Genomic DNA, 1,523 nt, shown 5'->3' with positions numbered 1-1,523 from the left:
CCTGCTCCTGCCGAGATCTTTAAGTTACGTACCGTTACTTCAAAGTCTGTCGGTGCGCCAAGCTTTGTCTGGTCATCTGTCAGACTGTACTGTGTCTTAGCAACACAGATCGGGCAGTTTCCAAATCCAAGACCTTCCAGCTCTTTTGCCTGTTTCTGTGCATTTGCTGTAAGAACTGCCTTCTTTCCGCCGTATACTTTCTGTACGATTGCATTTAATTTATCTTCGATGCTTCCGTCTAATTCATAAGAATAGTGGAATTCACTTGGCTCTTCTACTAAACGGATTACTTCTTTTGCAAGTGCTACGCCGCCTTCGCCGCCTTTTGCCCATACTTCAGAAAGTGCCACGTTTACACCCAGCTCTTTACATTTTGCTTCTACCAGGTCTAATTCTGCCTTGGTATCTGTTGGGAATGCATTAATTGCTACCACGCATGGCAGTCCGTATACATTTTTGATATTGCTTACATGTTTCAGTAAGTTTGGCATGCCTTTTTCCAGTGCTTCTAAGTTTTCGTTATTTAAGTCAGCCTTTGGAACGCCGCCATTGTATTTTAATGCACGTACTGTTGCTACGATTACAACTGCGGATGGGGTAAGCCCAGCCATACGGCACTTGATATCCAGGAATTTCTCAGCACCAAGGTCTGCTCCGAATCCTGCTTCTGTGATTGCATAATCGCCTAATTTTAATGCCATCTTGGTTGCGATTACAGAGTTACAGCCGTGTGCAATATTTGCAAATGGTCCGCCGTGTACGATTGCCGGTACATGCTCCAGTGTCTGAACCAGGTTTGGTTTCAGCGCATCTTTTAACAGTGCCGTCATAGCGCCCTGTGCATTTAAGTCCCCTGCTGTTACCGGTTTCTGCTCTGCGATCTTTCCATATGTATATCCAACGATAATCTTGGAAAGTCTTTCTTTTAAATCGGTGATGTCTTTCGCCAGACATAATACTGCCATGATTTCAGATGCAACGGTGATATCATAGCCGTCTTCTCTTGGCATTCCGTTTGTCTTTCCGCCCAGTCCGTCGATTACATTACGAAGCTGGCGGTCATTCATATCCACACATCTTCTCCATGTGATTTTTCTTGGGTCGATGTTTAATGCATTGCCCTGGAAAATGTGGTTATCCAGCATTGCAGCCAGTAAGTTGTTCGCTGCACCGATTGCATGGAAATCGCCTGTGAAATGAAGATTGATATCTTCCATTGGAACGACCTGTGCATAGCCGCCGCCTGCTGCGCCGCCCTTTACACCGAATACCGGTCCTAAAGATGGCTCACGAAGTGCAACCATAACGTTCTTGCCCAGTTTCTGCAAACCATCAGCCAGACCTACGGTTGTTGTGGTCTTTCCTTCCCCTGCAGGAGTCGGATTGATTGCTGTTACCAGAACTAATTTTCCGTTGGGAGCATCACTTTCATTTAACAGATTGTAGTCAATTTTCGCTTTGTATTTTCCATATTGCTCAAGATATTTCTCGTCAATACCTGCTTTTGCTGCGATTTCTGTAAT

1 protein-coding gene is annotated in these 1,523 nt (G+C 45.0%); it reads right to left on the bottom strand.

What is annotated here, in order from left to right; translation table 11 throughout:
• Window positions 1-1,523 (bottom strand): formate--tetrahydrofolate ligase (locus tag ACH2DQ_RS09180; protein ID WP_395026481.1); only part of this gene is annotated, 1,523 nt, incomplete at both ends.

It is taken from the genome of Robinsoniella sp. (assembly GCF_034124845.1).
Note: the sequence above shows the minus strand (reverse complement) of the source record. Positions and strands in the feature narration are given on the sequence as shown.